Source organism: Fulvivirga sp., from assembly GCF_040218215.1.
In the GTDB taxonomy this organism is placed as follows: domain Bacteria; phylum Bacteroidota; class Bacteroidia; order Cytophagales; family Cyclobacteriaceae; genus Fulvivirga.
Genome location: NZ_JAVJQL010000011.1, coordinates 308,427 through 326,719, shown reverse-complemented (window position 1 = coordinate 326,719; position 18,293 = coordinate 308,427). Strand labels below are relative to the sequence as shown.

Below are 18,293 nucleotides of genomic sequence, written 5' to 3'. Positions count from 1 at the left end.
CGATTAAAAGGTTAATGATAAGTTAACTCCATATCTCTTAGTAGTAGGAGCACTACCATATTCAAATCCCTGAACGTTAGAGTCTGGTGTCTCACCTAATACTTCAGGGTCTAGGTTTAGACCTTCCAAGATGTTTGGTGCATTAAACCATAGGTTACGTCCGGATATTGAAATGTTAGCCGACCCAAATGGTGTCTTTTCAAGCAAAGACTTTGGCAGGCTATAACCTAAGCTGATCTCCCTTAGTCTGATAACAGTACCATCATAGATGTTTACCTCATCCTGACCATAAGCCCCCCATCCATTAGAGAAGTGTGAATCAAATGCAGAAATACCGATAGTATTCTGAATTTTGTTTCCATTCTCATCCAGAAGAGCAACAAGGTTTTGTGTATCCCCAAGTACTCCAGGTACTACACGAATAGCTTCTCTATCTTCAGAAATTTTCAACTGCCCTCTCAATAGCAATGAAGCTGCTGTAAAAGAGTAGAAGTCTCCACCTTGTTTCCAGTCAATCAAAGCCCTTAGAGTGATTCCTTTGTAAGTGAAAGTGTTCGTCCAACCCAATGTAAAATCAGGGTTCGGGTCACCTACAATACTAGATGTTGGTTCTGCAAATGGCAAACCACTTTGAGGATCTATCAAAAGGTTGCCTTCATCATCCCTTGCATTTTTAGAACCAAATATTTGACCATAAGGAGCACCATTTCTGAATATAGTGCCTAAAGTGCTACTTGGGCCTCCTAAAAGTAATTCACCTGTTGCACCAGCATCAATTACTTCAGTTTTGATTTTTGTGAAGGCAAAATATGAATTCCAGGTAAAACCGTTGTTTAATTTAACAGGAGTGACATCTAAACCAATTTCCCATCCTGCGTTATTCAATTCTCCAACGTTAATCACTTCCTCAGTATAACCAGATGATCTAGCTATATCAGCGTTTAAGATCAAGTCTGTAGAAGTTCTGTTGAAATAAGTTAAGTCTACTCCAATTCTACTGTTTAAGAATTGAGCTTCAAAACCTAACTCATACTCAGAGGTAAATTCAGGCTTCAAATCTGGATTTCCTAACCTATTACCCAAAGAAGCCCTGTTAATAGGGGCGCCACCAGAAGGCGTAAAAGGAACGCCAATAGAATAGACATTACCAACTCTGTAAGGAGGTGCATCATTACCAACAGTCGCAGCAGCTACTCTAGCCTTTAAGAAATTAACAAACAATGGCAAATCTACCATGTCGCTAATTACAGCGGATAAACTGGCCGAAGGATAGAAATAACTATTATTTCCTTCAGGAAGTGTAGAAGACCAATCATTTCTGCCTGTTAAGGTCAAATACAGATAATCATTGTAACCTAATACTACGTTAGTATAAATTGCATATAACTTTCTCAAAGAAGTAAAGTCCCTGTCAACAATTTGAGTTGAAGTAGCATCAGTCCTGTTCAAACCTGTAGAAATAATATTATTACCAGTTACTCTTCTTCTGGTCAACTCTCTTTGCTGCATATTTAACCCTACCAAAGCATTAAGACTAAGGTTACCAAACTCCTTATTGGCAGTAGCTGTGAAGTCATAATTTTGCTCTAAGTAAGAAAGGTCTTCTGTCCATACATAACCATTAGGCACCTGAATACCTCCTTTTCTGATGACACTTCTTCGTGAGTCATGATAGGTATTCATACCACCTCGGGCAAGTACAGTTAACCAGTCAGTAACATCATATGAGGCCGTCATGCTTCCATAAGCCCTGTTTACTTCACTGGTATAAAGGTTGTATTTAGCAATCCAAAGAGGATTATCCAATGCTCTATAGAACACGTTATTACCATTTACTGGATTCTCAAATGGAAGGCCATTTAAATCAAAGTTTCTTGGCAAGTAAAATAGTCTTGCAAAGATTGAACCTGCACCATCAAAATTACCACCTGGTCCGGAGAAATAGTCACCAAATGCACTACCACCTGACTGTGGAGCCTGCTGTACGGTGTTAGTATAGTTGATTGTTCCTGAAAGGAATAATCCATTATCTAACTGTCCGTTACCACCAAAACTCATCGTAGTTCTTGATGTTTCAGCATTTGGAATATAACTATCATTATCCATCCTAGAGAAACCACCATTGATACTGGCCTTCTCTGAACCAGCAGAAATACTTACAGCATTTTCTACCACTCTACCAGTTTCAAAGTAATCTCCAATAATATCATGGGGTTGAATTGCATAAGGAGCAGAAACGTTTCTTGTTGTACCATCAGGCATAGTGTACTCCTGAACAAACTCAGGAAACAAGCCGGGATACCTATTATTAATAGGGTTTGGCCCTGTACCTTCTGGATAGGAAGTTCCATCTGGATAAGTACCGTATGACTTAGTATAATTTGTACCATACTGAGCATTGATTCTATCAACGTGCTCAGGGAAAGGTGACCCCCAGTTTCCGATGAAACCACCATTATAAACACCATTAGACCCTTGTACATAAGTATCCTGATAATCAGGAATGCCTGAAATCTCTTCAAAGTTTACTGAGCCACTGTAAGTAACTTCAAGTCCCTTCTTAACACCTTTCTTTCCAGCTTTTGTTGTAATTACAATTACACCATTGGTTGCTCTAGAACCATACAGCGCACTAGCAGCTGCTCCTTTAAGTACAGAAATACTTGCAATATTGTTTGGGTCTAAGTCAAAGGCCCTGTTAGAGAAAACAGTATTCTGGTCAGCACCTGTTGATCCGTTTACTGAGTTATCAAAAGGAATACCATCAACGATGAATAATGGCTGGGTATTACCAGTTATAGAGGACATACCCCTAATATTGATTTTTGTACCTTGTCCCGGAGCACCACCACCACCGGTGATATTAACTCCTGGCATTTTTCCTTGCATCGATCTCAATGGATCTGGCTCAGATCTTTGTTGCATTTGTTCAGCATCTACTGAAGCAACAGAATAACCTAATGCCTTCTTCTCTCTTTCAATACCTACAGCTGTTACAACAACTTCTGAGAGTTGCTTCACATCTGGTGACATTTGTACATCAATCACTGATCTGGTACCAACGCTAACTTCTTCAGTAGCCAAACCAATAAATGAAAATACCAATGTACCACCTTCTGATGGTACAGATAATTTGAAGTTACCGTCTATATCGGTAACCGTACCGTTAGTTGTACCTTTTAGTACAACGTTCACACCGGGCAGGGTAGAACCATCATCAACTGAGGTTACTTTCCCTGAAACAGTGCGTTCTTGAGCCCACGATTCACTAAAGGTGAATGCGAACATCAACATGAAACCAAGTAGTAAAAACTTCTTCATATTGTAGTGTTTAGGTTAAAAATGTGAATAATAGGCGGTAAGGTAAAAAATAAAATTCTTTTGTGGTAGACTTTTGCCAAATAATTAACGCAAAATGAGTGAATAAAACATGGTTTTTATTTTGCAAACGTTTCAATTGCTTAGAATCAATTTTGCTCACATCTATTGGGTAAATAGATATTTATCCACCAATTTTAAGGTTAAGCACGAACACCAATTAAATTGTAAAATCTTAAATCAAAGGATGATAAATATTGACAACTTCCTATCATATTGACAAAATAACTTCATTCTGCGTGAAAAGTTAGTCAGCAATCCTATTATTAAAAAAGACCAAAACCAGGTTTTCAATGATATCAGCATTTTAAAAAAAGACAAATTTAGTCAGCCACACTTTGAAACTAAAATGAATAAAAAAACCTCCTAAAAGAGGAGGTTTTTTCAACTTAGTTATCTTATTTCTAGTATGTTATTCTTCTGCATAACCTTATCGTAAGACCTACCAATTCAATAGATAAGATTAAATCTCAAATTAATTTTATCTATTGAAACGACTCTACATATTCCGATAATATTTTAAAGTCATTATAGGCACTGACGTCAAGCGATTTAGCTTTAATAAAATTAAGGACATCCTCTTTTCTGTCTAAAAACAACTTTGACATATTTCTATTGTTCATTTTAATTTTCTTAAACTCTCCATCTTTAAGAAGATATATGAAATTATAACTATTCAGCCTAGTATCTTCTGGTGCACCATAAGCTTCTGCCGGCACCTTCTCCTCTGTCACCTTAATTAATTCAAGTATCTTCATTTTTCCGTTATTAAACCATACTCTGAAATATTGACTTTTTGGGAATTCGGTATCAAAACCATTTTTAAATATGTAATCGATTGTATTACCGTTCTCATCAAAAACACTGAAACTAAACTGGATAACTTCTTTGGAATCCAGAGTGAAAGCAGTATTAGCTTTCAATATTTCCAACGATTGACTAAACGCATTAAATCTAATTGGAATATCAACATATCTAGTCCCATGTGTGGTTATAAATTCTCCATTCGACCATTGACTACTAATAGGATAGAAGGTTCCTTCTATACGTTCTGAACTTTTAACTTTTATAGGTGTGCCTGTCAAATCATTAACATTTCCTATTTGCGCATTTAAATTAAAACTGACAGTCAGGATTGCAAACAGACAGATAAATCTTGTTATTCTTATTAAAATGTATTTCATCACTAAACTATTTTTTTATTAACTTATAATTAAAACTACGGATATCACTTAATACTTTGAGAACATATACCCCTTCCTCCAAAAATTCCAAGTTCAATCTAACATCACTTGAATTATTCGGTAAAAATTCTTGGTAAACTATTTTTCCGTCCATTGTTGAAACTATTACTTCCTCCCCATCAGAAATGTTTTCTAGTAAAACCTGATTAGTGAATGGATTAGGATAAATGATTGCATTATTTGATTCCATTTCACTAGTGCTTGTAATCATCAAATACTCAAAAACACCACTTACTCGATTGCCACAGACAGAATTTTCATCCAAATAGGCCACTTGATATTTCCCATTTACATCCGGGACAAAAATCCTCGAGTTTGCTCCATCAATAACTTCTTGATCTTTATACCATAAATAATTATTCAATGACAAGGAAGCAACCAGACCTAAGTCATTTTCAATGATTGAAATATCAGATAGTGAATTATTTACAACTTCAACTATTTTTTTATAACCAGTTTCAGACGTGGGGTTCCATGCAATGAGTTCAACTTCATAAAAGCCACTCTCGTTAAATATCAAGTTAACCGGATGAGAATCATCACCAACATCTTCTATTTGAAGATTATTATATTTCCAAATAAAACCCTCTATTGGACCCTTTGATTTATTTACAGGTTGAATCACGCTATTAGCACAATTATTTTCAAGTTCAAAGTCTACAAAAACAACTTCCTCACAAGCAGACTGTGATACCCCTATGACATTTACTAAGTTTGAAGCTAATCCAACATTCATTACACTTTCCGATACGAAACTGATGTTTGTCAAGTTTAAATTATCAAAACATAATAAGTTCCTAGATTGAACTTCAATATTAGCTAGGGCTTCTGCCTGAAAACCCCTTATAGTAGTTTGATTGCCATCAGAATTAGAAATATGAAGATATTCTTTTATAACAATATCAGCTAAGGCATGTAAATCAACAATTGAATTACTTTCTATAAGAAGTGAGTCGGTAATAATTTGGTTGTTTAATGCAATATCACCATTTAATGTTAGTTTGCCCACATTTAAATTTGAGTCTATGCGTGAATTACTAATTAGAAAAACATCATTTGAAGCATTTACATTTTCACTCAATTGGACACTGCCATTTGAAATATGCCAAATGTTATTATTCAATATCAAATTTTCATTTTCAGAAACAACAATCCCATCTACATGTAAGGATGAATTTTCTATTCTTATTTCCTTTGTGTTAAGAAAACTCAAATGATTTGAACTTAAGTTTGAATTCGATAACTCAACTCTATCCCCTTTAAAGATTATTGAGTGTGAGTCTATTTCTCCTACTATTTCAATAGGATCTAAGTTTTCAAAAACAATTCTGCAATTCTGACTACCATCAAAATTATAAGTATTAAATTTTCCGCCTTTGTTCTTTAGTACAACAACACCATTGATGATTTTCAGATTTTCATTATCAACTATAAATCGTTTTTCAACCGTAAGTGTATCTAAACCTAAGTCTAGTATAGCATTACTCTTATTAGTCCATATAAGATTATTGATACTTGTGGAGAAAGATAATTGAACCACACCATTATTAGATATATTTGAGTTCTCGTCAAAAATCCAGGTTTTATTATCAGAAACTATCTCTTCATTAATAGTACCACCCGTATTACCTGACCAATTAAGCTCATTTGATTTTCCACTAGAAGATACCCAGTAGATATCATCATTATCTTCTTCTTCAATAGAACTTCCAGAAATAATAATGGAATAGCGCTGAGCAGCATTAACCAAATTTCCCTTATGACTTACTCTTACAGTATATCTTCCAATAGCCGGAGATGGCAATTCAATTTTTTCAACATTGTCTCTAAAATTATTGCCCTTTCTTGCTGGCTGCCCTGGGTTTTCAGGATCCAAAGTCCATGGTAAAGTTTCATTGTTATTATGGTCTAATAAAGTAACATCCAGATCATTGACCAACTTCAATTCATTACTACCTTGAGTTCCAACATTACCAGGAACGTCTGTCCATGCTAATGTTATTGTAATAGGTTCTTTTCCGTCTGACAAGAAGGAGAATTCATGGGTTTCATCATTGTTTAATTCCCTCTCAATCATTAATGTATCAGAACCATTTCTGCCATTAATAAACTCTATAGCGTGTACCGCATCCAATACTCCCCATCCAAACTTATAATCGGGCCCATTTGCAGAACCTGCTTCTTTAGCCGTATGAATCATTAGAGCTTTTAATGAAGCAGAACTCATAAAGTCGCCCTCGATACTCTTAAAATATTCTTGAATGATTGCTAATGAACCTGTAACATTTGGTGATGACATTGAAGTACCCTGCAAAATAACATAATCATCATCGCCCGAAGAGCCCGTTGAAAAAACACCCACTCCATCAGCGACTATATCGGGCTTAATCCTTCCGTCATCAGTGGGACCCCAGCTACTAAATTCGCTCATTACAGCCGAATTAGGATCTATGTAAACTTCGTAACCTGTAATAGCACCTACAGTAATCACGTTTTTCGCAACAGCAGCAGGACCTAGACAGTCAAAAGGGCCATCGGCTGGCCTTGTTCCATTTCCAACATCACTCCTGTCATTTCCGGCCGATCTGACAATAGTATAATTGGGGGCATTAAAAGCAATATTATCAAGCGCCTTACTGTTATTTGAGTAGTGTCCAAACCTTAAATCCACATCAGATTCCCCTCCAAACCATTGCCAACTCCCATTTTGAAAATCCCAGCCAAGCATAACGCCATACGAATGATTAGATAAAATCAAACCTTTAGCAGCTTCCATTGCCATATTACCAAGATCATTTTCAAATCCAAAATATGAGACTACTTGAATATTTGGAGCCATACCTCTAGCTTGTGGATTAAGACCCTTCGCAGCAATAGTACCAGTGACATGTGTTGCATGCTGACTTAGATCACTCCCAAATTTATTGCTAATGCGCCCTACTAATTCTTGATGGGTTTGTCTCACAAGTCCCCCATCAAATACCGCTACAGTCATTCCATCACCAAATAATGGTAAATTTAGCCCGTTGACTGATTGAACAAATTCTACACCTGTTGTTTTCCGGGCTTCAATGTTGTGCGTTGTTGAATAATACGGCAATCCATTAATGTAATCTGTTAAAAAGGCCTTCTTGTTGTGTTGCAACTGGATAGTAAATGGGATAGCTGTAGTATCACGCATTAAATTCAACCTGCTCTTAAATGCATTTACCTTAGCAGTTTCCTCTAATGCGATTTCATTTAATCGCTGAACATTAAATTTTTGACAATAGACAGATTCAGAAATTAAGAGCGCAAACAAAATAGACGCAGAATAAATTGCCTTTAACATTGGAATACTATTTAACATTTTTCATAATTGAGTAATATAAAATCACTAATACTAGAACATATTTTTTTTTCTACATGTTTATTCAACTCCAAAATATTTTAAAAAAATACACCCTTACCGTATATAAATATAAAACCACCTCTCTGAAGAGAGGTGGTTTTACTATAAATTCAACAAATATTAGTTTGCAGCAATTATATTGGTTCCTGTGAAAAACACAGTACCATCTGGACGATAAAAAATATAATCGGCCTCAATTATACCTGTTGCTTCATCGTAAGTACCACTAGCTTCATACTCATAGGCGGTAGGATCACAGCAAGTATATGCCTGCCTTGGCGCAACAGCTGTTCCGCTTGTAGCACCAGGTGAAGAGGGTGTCAAATTCCAAGTTACAGGAGTTAAAGGTGCTCCTACATAGTCCCCAGTGATAACCAATATATCACAATCTCCATTTGCGTTGGCAGCTCCTGAACCTGCAACCGCTCCAAACCCAACATCTTCTACACTTAGATCACCAAACCACACACTTGTGTTAACAGGACAATCATTATTCAAAATACCTACAGTAATTGCTGTATTACCTTGAATACTTACTGATGAGGCACTGACACCTGTCAAAGTTACAGTAAATGATCTCGCTTCTGGTTCAAAAACATTATTGTCTGTTACCGTGTAAGGAATAGAAGTACTAAATTCCCCTGCTGGTATTGTTACAGAACTGCCTTGCAATTCAAAGTCTACACCATTGATGGCATTGGTAGAAGTTAGCTCGTAATCAACATCCACAGCAGATGACTGTGCTCGCGAAATCTCTAATAAAATCTCACCAGTAACTTGGTCTTCAGATGTTTGTTGCGAATCATTACTTAACGAAACAAATACATCTCCCAATGTCACATCTGTACCAGGGTCATCAAAACAACCCCACAATAGTGGCAACATTAAAACTATTGCCCATATATTTCTATTTAATATTTTCATAGCTCTAATTAATTATATCCTGGGTTTTGGCGTAACTCATCACTTAAATTCAATTCACCTTGAGGTAACCTTGGTAACATTTTAAAGTCATTTGCTGGAAGAGTATTAGCACCAGATACTGCTGGTTTTGGAATATTTCTTCCTAAACGCTTCAAGTCGAACCATCTATGACCTTCAGCCATAAATTCAATTCTTCTTTCCCTTAACACATTATCCACAGTAGCAGTAGCTGGAGTAGCTATTCCTCTGGCCGTTCTCAATGCATTTAAATAAACATCTCCTGCTCCTGCACCTAAAGCTTCAGCTGCGATAAGGTAACCTTCTGATAAGCGAAGAATTGGAATGTTCTCCATGAATGGCACCGGGCCTCCTGTTGCTCTCCATTTTGTGAACTCTTCACCTAAAGATTCAGTATTGAAAAGTGCACCTCTAACATCTGTAGGTTCTGAAGCAATCTCAGCCAACAACTCGTCACTTGCGGCAATGATAAACTGAGCCCCTCCTGAATTATTCATTAATAATGAATGCAAACTATTATTAGGGCCGTCTACAGTTGACCAATCTGGTGAACGCAATTCTGACTCAAATAGAGATTCAGGGTGAAATGCATTTTGTGCATCATCCCAAGAATCGTCATAATCAGCAGCAGCCACTAAATCAGATCCATCGCCAGCAATAACTTGAAGTGCCAAATTAGCTGCATCCGCAGATCTTCCCCAATAAAGATAAACTCTCGCTAATAGTAATCTAGCTGCATTCCTGTTTGCAAAAATCACTGCACTTGTTCCAGGGGTAACATCAGACAATAATGATATCGCTTGTAACAAATCCTGTTCTATCTGCTCATAAACCTCCACATTAGTTGATCTCGGTAAATCCACAACATTACTTAAACCAAATGTAGGCTCAGTTTTTAATGGAACCGACAAATTCCAACCATTCACTTCCCTTCCTGGCTCATAACCGTAAACCCTCGCCAAGTCATGGTAAAACAATGCTCTTAGAAACAGTGCCTGACCGATAAGATCATTTTTCTCATCTACAGTACCTACAACAGATTCATCATTTATAGAACCTATTATAACATTGCACTCTTGAATGGCCGTGTATCTGTTTCCCCAAATTCCTATCCCAGAATTTACGGCATTTACATATTCCAATTGGTAGCGACCTGTCAATTGTACAAGTTCCATATTGTCAGCCAATATCTCTGGCCCAATCATCATAGTTTGCCCATAGTAACCAAAATCGTTTACTGATTCATACGCAGCAGACAAAAAGGCACTATAGCCATCCACATCACCGAGTACTACGCTTCTAGGCAACGCTGCCTTATTCTCAACTTCTAAATCATTACAGCCTGTGAAAGCAATCACAAAAGCTAACAATGAATATATTATTTTTTTCATGATTCTCATTATTAAAGTCCTAAGTTAATTCCAACTGAATATTGACGACCAACTGGATAAGCACCAAAACCTGAAACACCAGTAGAATTGTTGTTAGTCACAACTTCTGGGTCAATACCATCAAATTTTGTCCATGTAACTAAGTTTACCCCTTGAGCAAAAACCCTAACTTGTCTAAAACCTACTTTATTAAGTAAATTCTGAGGTAGTTCATAAGATAATGTTAATGTTTTTAGTCTAATGTAAGAAGCATCGGACATAAATTGGTTCGTGCCTATAAATCCAAAATTCTGTGCAATACCATTAATATTACCATTGTTGGTTAACCTTGCGATATTGGTGACATCACCTGGATTTTGCCATCTTTCCAAAATATCAGTTGTCCTGTTATTAACGCCCCCAGTTGCTAGCAAATTATAGTAGTCAGCATTAAAGGCATCGTTACCAAACTGATACTGGAAGAAAATATCCAATGAAATTCCCTTATAAGAAAACGTGTTTGACCAACCACCATAACTAGTAGGTAAAGCAGATCCTCTTACAGCACCATCTTCAAATCCAGGGTTATATGTCAAATTTCCATTGGCATCCCTGATCATGGCTCTTCCATTTGCAGGATTAACTCCAGCATAATCTAGTAAATAGTGAAAGCTTACAGGCTGGCCAACTATTTTGTCAGGAATATTTCCATTAAAAATAGTGTCTGCATCAACAAGTTTTGTCACTTCATTTTCCAAGAAGGTTACATTGAATCTAGAATCCCATCTAAATCCACCCTTGTCGAAAATTATACCTCCAACCTCAATATCTATACCCTGATTCCTAACCGACCCAATGTTATTTGTAACACTTGGATTAGCTTGTCCTGCAGGTGGGTTTATACCACTAGTTTGCAAGAATGGCACCTGAAATAACAAATCATTATTATTCGTCCTCCAAAAATCAACAGTACCATACAAACGATTATTGAACAATGAGAAGTCAACACCGAGATTGATAGACTCTTCTTCTTCCCATGAAATTTCGTCATTACCAAGCAATCCTATTGTAAGAGGAGATGCCCCTGCATATTGCCCTGACGATGCACCATATGTGGTCTGAGTTAGGTAGTTGCCAATTTCAGCGTTTCCTAATATTCCATAACTGGCTTTCAGCTTTAAATCATCAATTATTTCAATACCTGACAAAAATGACTCTTCAGATAATCTCCATCCAACTGACCCAGCATAAAATAGACCGTATTGATTCTCTGATCCAAACCTTGAGTGCCCATCGCGTCTAACTGTTACTGAACCTAGATATCTGTCATCATATGCGTAATCAAATTTACCGAAATACCCAAGACGTTTGTACTCTTGAAAGAATCCTCCTACTGCTTGAGGTTGTCCATTACCCGGTAATCTAAAGAAAGCATTAGGGAACTGGTTAGCTGTTAAATTGTTACCTTCTCTTTGTTCCGCTTTATACTCGTATCCAATGATACCACCAACAGTATGAACATCATTAAATGTCTTACTGTAGTTTAAATTGACATTAGTATTCCAGTTTAGCGATCTTCTATTAGTAATTGCCACAGAACCTCCGGCAGCAGCAAAGACTGGGATTGAACGTGGCCTCTCGTTATCGTCTCTGTTCATAGAGAAATCTATACCTACCAATCCATTAACAGATAAACCTGGAATTATTTGATAACTAATATTCGCACTTGAAACTGTCTGAAGTGTACGACCTAATCTCACCTCCTGATTGACGCCTTGCAAAATATTGTAACCAAACAAATGACTCAACCCATTAGTTGGATAGGGGTTGAATTCCCCTGTCTCTGTATCTATAGCTGGAGATGACGGAATCGCAGAAAAAGCAGCCACGAACGGGCCGTTCACAAAGTTTCCATTAGCAATGGCACCAAATTGCTTAATGTTGGTTATTGCAAGTTTTGCGCCAACAGTTAATTTATCAGTTGCTCTATGAGAAAGATTTAATCTCCCAGTGAACCTTTCAAAATCAGATTTTATAATCTGTGCTTCTTGCTTGTTGTAAGAACCTCCAAAATAGAAACTAGTCTTTTCATCACCACCACTCATAGTAAAGTCCAGTGTTGTAAATCTTGCATCTTGAAACATATTATCCAACCAGTCATAATTTTCGTAAGTTGAAGGATCATTTGGATCGCCAAAGAAATCAAAAGACCCATTTACTCTAGAAGGGTCTAACCCAACATTTGTCTCTTGTTCAGCTTGAATTTCAGCATACTGACGTGCATCCAATACATCGTAAAGGTTTAATGGTTGTACAACACCTTCTTGATACGAAAGATCAATATTAGTTTTGCCTCCCTTTTTACCTGACTTAGTTGTAACCACAATAACACCATTAGCAGCTTGAGCTCCATATATGGCGGCTGTAGCTGGATCCTTTAAAATGTCAATCGACTCAATATCATTTGGGTTGATTGAGTTAAGGGGATTACTTGATGCCTGTGCTGAACCTCCAAGAGAAGCAACCTGAACACCATCAATAATAATTAATGGATCGTTGCCTGAATTAATTGAACCAACCCCTCTAATTCTAATGTTCAAAGCTCCACCTGGCTGACCTGAAGCAGCTGAAATTTGAGTCCCAGCTGCACGACCTTGGATAGCTCTGTCAAAAGATTGCATCGGTAAACCTTCAATTTCCTCAGCCTTTATTGAGGAAACAGAACCTGTTAAATCCCTTTTCAATTGAGAGCCGTAGCCTGTAATAACAACCTCTGAAAGTTGTTTAACATCTGCAGACATCTGTACATCAATCACTGACCTTGCTCCAACTGCAACTTCTTCTGAAGCCAGACCAATGAATGAAAATACCAAAGTACCTCCGTCAGAAGGGACGGATAGCCTGTAGTTACCATCGATATCGGTAACTGTACCTGTAGTTGTACCTTTAAGTACAACGTTTACACCTGGTAATGTTGATCCGTCTTCGATAGACGTCACCTTACCTGAAACGGTGCGTTCTTGAGCCCACGATTCACTGAAAGTAAATGCGAACATCAACATGAAACTAAGCAGTAAAAACTTCTTCATATTGTATTGTTTAGGTTAAAAATTAAAAATAGTTTGCCTTAAACTTAGGACAAAAACATGAAATACAAATGAATTGTTTTGAAAAAAGTAACCTAATTGACGGGGTAAAGACTATTAATTAAATAACGAACATGTAATCATTACCCCAATTTGGGGGATACAGTCAAAATTATCTTAATCCAACTATTTTAAATTCTATTCTTCTGTTTAACTGGCGATTTTGATCTGAATCATTTGGAACCTTAGGCTTTTTAGATCCAAAGCCTTGATAAGAAATCCTTTTTTGAACTATTCCATTATTTAACAAGAAGGTGTAAACACTGAGCGATCTCCTCTTCGAGAGTTCATTATTATAGGAATCGCTGCCTACATTATCGGTATGACCCTCAATTTGAATTTTGATCGAGGGGTTGTCAGACATAAAGTCCACTACCTTTTTTAACTCTGTTTTTGATTTATCAGTCAATTCATATTTATCTGTCTCGAAGAATATATTATTAAGTACGGTCTTTACCCCCTCTTTAATAGGTGAAAGAAGGAAATCCTTTTGAATCGACATGGAGCTGTCACCTTTTTGATAATTAAAAGTGTTGCTTTGAAATAGGTATCCTGGACGCTCCACGTATAATGCATATTGAGAACCCTCCGTCAGCACCATAAGATACTTACCATTAATAGAATCAGAATTCACAAGTGACACCCTCCTATCCAATTCTATGTCATACAATTCTATTTTTGCTTTTAATGGCAGGTGAGTTATTGAATCCTTAACCGTTCCTGTAACAAATGAGGTTCTGTACTCAACTCTTTTAGACTTAGGCACATCAAATTCATAAATAATGCCTTTCCTGTCTTTTGATTTGTTATCCTCATTAGAATAGTATCCTCTGTTGCCATCTGAGGTTATAAATAAAGACACCTGATCTTCACCATTATTAATAGGAGGCCCAAGGTTTTCAGGCTTCTCCCATTTTCCATCTAGCTCATTAGAGTAATAGATGTCAAATCCGCCAAAACCTGGCAAACCATTAGTTGCATAATAAAGTGTTTTGTTGTTAGGGTGAATAAATGGAGACACCTCATCATTAACTGTATTAATACCTCTTCCTAAATTAACAGGCTTCTCCCATTCGTTATTTTCATTTTTGTATGCCAGCCAAATATCCCTGCTTCCAACTCCCCCTGATCTGTTTGAAATAAAGAATAACCTCCTACCATCTGCTGACAAACTTGGCTGAGAGTCCCAGGCTGAAGAATTAATAGCCGGGCCTAGATTTTTTGGAACAGACCATTCATCGCCTGTTTTCTCGCTTATATATAAGTCGCAACTGCCATATCCCTGCCTGCCGTAGCATGACGTGAATATTAAAGTCCTCCCATCTGCCGACAAAGTACAGGTACCTTCATTAAATTCAGAGTTGATGTTCTCTGATATAGAGACTGGAAGTTGCCACACACCTTCGTCATCTTTCGTGGAAACCACCAAATCTTCATCATGTTGCATAGATGTGCCTAACCTTCTGGTAAAGATCAAAGAATTTTGATCTACAGAAAGTATAGGAAAGTACTGCATAGGGAAGGCATTTACAGTGTCACTTAGTGGATGTGGATCAAACTCAGCCATCTCTTCTGCGTTATCAATGGCAAATTGTGCATTGGCGAGTATCTTTTCTGCCTCAGCAACTCGTTGTCTGTTTCGCGGATCATAGGCCAGATATTTATTTATATAGTCTATACTCTCTTGATAGTTATTCTTTTTTATATAGAGTTCTCCCAGTTCAAAGAAAGATGGGCCGTTATTCCCTGGATTCAGTTCGATAACTTTTAACAAGAGTTTCTCTGCTATATCAATCTCGCCTTTGGCCTTATATATAACCCCTAACCTAAAATATGCCTCATGGAAATTTTTGTCCTTGGCAATGGCCTGCTCTAAAAGATCTATAGCCTGAGTATATTGCCCACGAACCCGGAAGTTATCAGCTTCGGCATAAAGTTCAGCTGCTTTTTTTGATTTGGTACTCAATTGAGCTTCAGCCTGAAAAGCATTGATATTTAAAAAGACAACTATAGAAAAAGTAAATAAGGTTAATCTCATAGTATTCTAAACTATGAATCTATAACGAGAATAACCAGTATTAAATTTTAGTTGTAATAATGCTTGGAGTTGTTGCAGCCTTCAGTGTATTAAGTAATAAAGAAGCAATTGTCATAGGGCCCACACCACCAGGTACAGGAGTAATAAATGAAGCCTTTTTCGAAACTTCTTCAAAATCAACATCACCACTAAGGGTATAGCCACGTTCATTATCACTTGGAACCCTGGTAATTCCCACATCAACAACCGCTACACCTTCTTTAACCATATCTGCTTTGATTAAGGCTGGCTTGCCAGTGGCAACAATTAATATATCGGCCTGCCTGGTGTATTTGGCCAAATCTTCTGTGTAAATATGACAAACCGTAACGGTTGCATTTTCATGGTATGACATGATTGAACTCATAGGAGCACCTACTGTTCTGCTGTTTCCGACCATAACACAATGTTTGCCCTGCATTGGCACATTATATCTTTTCAGCAATTCAACTATTCCGAACGGTGTAGCTGGCAGCAGCCCGGGCTTTTTTGAAGTTATACGTCCATAGTTTTCATTAGTGAACCCATCAACATCTTTATGTGGTAATATCCTATCGGTTACCTTGGCGGCAGAAATATGTTCTGGAAGAGGAAGCTGTACAATAACTCCGTCAATGTCCTCATCTGCATTGATGCGCTCTATCTCAGTCATTAACTTGGCTTCCGTGATAGTTTCAGGAAAATTCAATAACGTATATTCAAAGCCAACTTTCTTACAAGCTCTGATCTTATTGTTAACATAGGTTTGACTCGCTCCGTCATCTCCTACTAGTATGGCTGCCAAATGAGGTGCCCTTTTTCCCGCATCTTTTAAGGCAGCTACTTCAACTGCTATTTCATTCTTTATTTCATCGGCTATCTTGCGACCGTCCAATATTGTAGCTGCCATCTTATATCAATCTAATTTTAATACTGCCATAAATGCTTCCTGAGGTATTTCTACGTTACCCACCTGGCGCATTCTCTTTTTACCTTTTTTCTGTTTCTCAAGAAGCTTTCTTTTTCTTGAAATATCACCACCATAACATTTTGCCAAAACGTTCTTTCTCATGGCCTTTACAGATTCTCTGGCAATAATTTTAGTACCTATTGAAGCCTGAATAGCTATTTCAAACATCTGTCGTGGTAATAATTCCTTTAATTTTTCGCACAACCTCTTGCCCCATTCGTATGCCTTGTCTCTATGAACAATAGCAGAAAGCGCATCTACCTTTTCCCCATTCAACATAATATCCAGCTTCACCATGGTAGATTGTCTAAATCCTATCAACTCATAGTCCAGAGAAGCATAACCTCTTGAGAGTGTCTTCAATTTATCAAAGAAGTCAAAGACAATTTCCGATAATGGAAGTTCGAATGAAAGTTCAACTCGATCTGAAGTCAGATAAACTTGATTTTTTATTACACCTCGCTTATCCATGCATAAGCTTATAATGTTTCCTATATATTCTGACTTGCTAATTATCTGAGCTCTTATAAAAGGTTCTTCAATATGTGAAATGGTATTAGGTTCAGGCATTTCGGACGGTGCATTGATTTTTGTAATGCTACCATCTGTTTTAACTGCGTGAAACTGAACTGAAGGTACAGTAGTAATCACGGTCATATCAAATTCGCGCTCTAGCCTTTCCTGAACAATTTCCATGTGTAGCATACCAAGGAATCCACACCTAAACCCAAATCCCAGTGCAGCTGAAGTTTCAGGTTCCCAAATTAAGGCTGCATCATTAAGCTGCAGTTTTTCCATGGCTGTCCTTAATTCTTCATATTCACTAGTTTCTACTGGATAAATACCAGCAAAAACCATTGGCTTAACATTTTCAAATCCTTTGACAGCAGGACAAGGTCTGTCAACGTGAGTAATGGTATCCCCTACTTTAACTTCCTTAGCTACCTTAATACCAGAAATGATATAACCCACATTTCCTGCGCTAATAGAGTTCTTGGGTAACTGTTTTAATTTGAGAACGCCAATTTCATCAGCATCGTAAGTTTTGTTAGTATTAACAAACTTAACTTTATCTCCTTTATTAAGCGTACCATTAAATACTCTAAAGTATACTTCAATCCCCCTAAATGGATTGAACACAGAATCAAATATCATAGCCTGAAGTGGCGCGTCTACTTCACCTTTGGGAGCAGGCACTCTGCTAACTATAGCTTCTAGAATTTCGTTTATACCTAAGCCCTCTTTCGCACTAGCATGTATAACATCAGAACGATCACAACCAATAAGTTCTACAATTTGGTCTGTAACCTCTTCAGGCATAGCACTGGGTAAATCAATTTTATTTAAGACAGGGATAATCTCCAGATCATGCTCTAATGCCAAATAAAGATTAGAGATTGTTTGTGCTTCAATACCCTGAGCGGCATCTACTATTAAAAGAGCTCCCTCACAGGCCGCAATAGAACGTGACACCTCATAAGAAAAGTCAACGTGTCCTGGGGTGTCAATTAGGTTTAGAATATATTCTTCACCATTAAGTTTGTAATCCATTTGTATGGCATGACTTTTAATGGTAATACCTCGCTCTCTTTCGAGATCCATGTTATCCAACAACTGCTCCTGCATATCGCGGTCGCTAACAGTACCAGTGGCCTGCAACAATCTATCGGCCAAGGTACTCTTGCCGTGATCAATGTGAGCGATAATGCAAAAATTTCTAATGTTTTTCATCTAAACCTATTCCCTTATCTTCGAAAAATGAAGTGCAAAAGTAGAGAATTATTGATTCTTAAAGA

General features: G+C 37.3%; 9 protein-coding genes. All 9 read right to left on the bottom strand.

Features of this window, described 5'->3' with window-relative positions; translation table 11 throughout:
* Positions 1 to 3: 3 nt before the first annotated feature.
* The 9 genes from RIB54_RS06085 to lepA all read right to left on the bottom strand — a co-directional run bounded on the left by RIB54_RS06085 (position 4) and on the right by lepA (position 18,228).
* The gene (locus RIB54_RS06085) at positions 4 to 3,321 is read right to left on the bottom strand and encodes a SusC/RagA family TonB-linked outer membrane protein (protein ID WP_350099737.1); all 3,318 of its coding nucleotides are present in this window, start codon (positions 3,319 to 3,321) and stop codon (positions 4 to 6) included.
* A 542-nt stretch (positions 3,322 to 3,863) separates the two neighbouring features.
* Positions 3,864 to 4,562 carry a hypothetical protein gene (locus RIB54_RS06080; protein WP_350099736.1) on the bottom strand — a complete coding sequence of 233 codons (699 nt, stop codon included), beginning with the start codon at positions 4,560 to 4,562 and terminating at the stop codon, positions 3,864 to 3,866.
* 7 nt (positions 4,563 to 4,569) lie between these two features.
* Positions 4,570 to 7,971: a S8 family serine peptidase gene (locus tag RIB54_RS06075; RefSeq protein ID WP_350099735.1), complete on the bottom strand. Its 3,402-nt coding sequence runs from the start codon at positions 7,969 to 7,971 to the stop codon at positions 4,570 to 4,572.
* A gap of 162 nt (positions 7,972 to 8,133) precedes the next feature.
* The gene (locus tag RIB54_RS06070) at positions 8,134 to 8,937 is read right to left on the bottom strand and encodes a Calx-beta domain-containing protein (RefSeq protein WP_350099734.1); all 804 of its coding nucleotides are present in this window, start codon (positions 8,935 to 8,937) and stop codon (positions 8,134 to 8,136) included.
* 8 nt (positions 8,938 to 8,945) lie between these two features.
* Complete coding sequence (locus tag RIB54_RS06065; RefSeq protein ID WP_350099733.1) at positions 8,946 to 10,346, bottom strand: RagB/SusD family nutrient uptake outer membrane protein; 1,401 nt, start codon at positions 10,344 to 10,346, stop codon at positions 8,946 to 8,948.
* A gap of 11 nt (positions 10,347 to 10,357) precedes the next feature.
* Complete coding sequence (locus tag RIB54_RS06060) at positions 10,358 to 13,414, bottom strand: SusC/RagA family TonB-linked outer membrane protein (protein WP_350099732.1); 3,057 nt, start codon at positions 13,412 to 13,414, stop codon at positions 10,358 to 10,360.
* 169 nt (positions 13,415 to 13,583) lie between these two features.
* Entirely contained in the window at positions 13,584 to 15,509 is a 1,926-nt protein-coding gene (locus tag RIB54_RS06055; RefSeq protein ID WP_350099730.1) for an OmpA family protein, read from the bottom strand.
* Positions 15,510 to 15,549: 40 nt separating this feature from the next.
* On the bottom strand, positions 15,550 to 16,437 hold the full coding sequence (locus RIB54_RS06050; RefSeq protein WP_350099729.1) for a bifunctional 5,10-methylenetetrahydrofolate dehydrogenase/5,10-methenyltetrahydrofolate cyclohydrolase: 888 nt from the start codon (positions 16,435 to 16,437) through the stop codon (positions 15,550 to 15,552).
* 6 nt (positions 16,438 to 16,443) lie between these two features.
* A complete protein-coding gene (gene lepA / locus RIB54_RS06045; RefSeq protein WP_350099728.1) occupies positions 16,444 to 18,228 on the bottom strand; it encodes a translation elongation factor 4 in 1,785 nt (594 codons plus the stop codon).
* Between the last annotated feature and the right edge of the window lie 65 nt (positions 18,229 to 18,293).